General features: G+C 72.7%; 1 protein-coding gene. It reads left to right on the forward strand.

Features of this window, described 5'->3' with window-relative positions:
- The coding region (locus tag CFN78_RS28440) for a hypothetical protein (RefSeq protein ID WP_110495036.1) at nucleotides 1-393 on the forward strand (393 nt) is incomplete at its 5' end.
- Nucleotides 394-490 lie beyond the last annotated feature (97 nt).

The raw sequence follows: 490 nt of genomic DNA on the forward strand, positions 1-490 counted from the left end.
CTCGTGTTCAGCCACCGCCCGGAGGTGCGCGAGTCGATCGTCAACGCGATCGGCCGCAGGCCCGCCGCGGACATCGGCCGGGTCGAGTACGTGGAGATCGGTGCCGTGTCCGACGTGCTGACCGAGATGGACGAGGCGGCCGTCGATGTGGCCATCCTCGACGGCGAGGCCCAGCCGACCGGTGGGATCGGGCTGACCCGCCAGCTCCAGAACGAGATCACCGACTGCCCGCCGATCGTCGTCGCCGTGCGGCGCAGGGACGATCGCTGGCTCGCTACCTGGTCGCAGGCCGATGCCGTGCTCGGGCACCCGCTCGACCCGCTGACCGCCGCCGAGACCGTCGCCGACGTGCTCCGTTCGCGCCGACTCGCGGTCGAGTCCGCCGCGCGATGACCGCGGGCGGCCAGAGCTGGCCCGCGCTGCTGGCCCGGCTGATCGACCGCGAGGACCTCAGCGAGACGGACACCGCCTGGGCGATGGACCAGGTGAT

It is taken from the genome of Amycolatopsis antarctica (assembly GCF_002262875.1).
Classification (GTDB): Bacteria; Actinomycetota; Actinomycetes; order Mycobacteriales; family Pseudonocardiaceae; genus Amycolatopsis; species Amycolatopsis antarctica.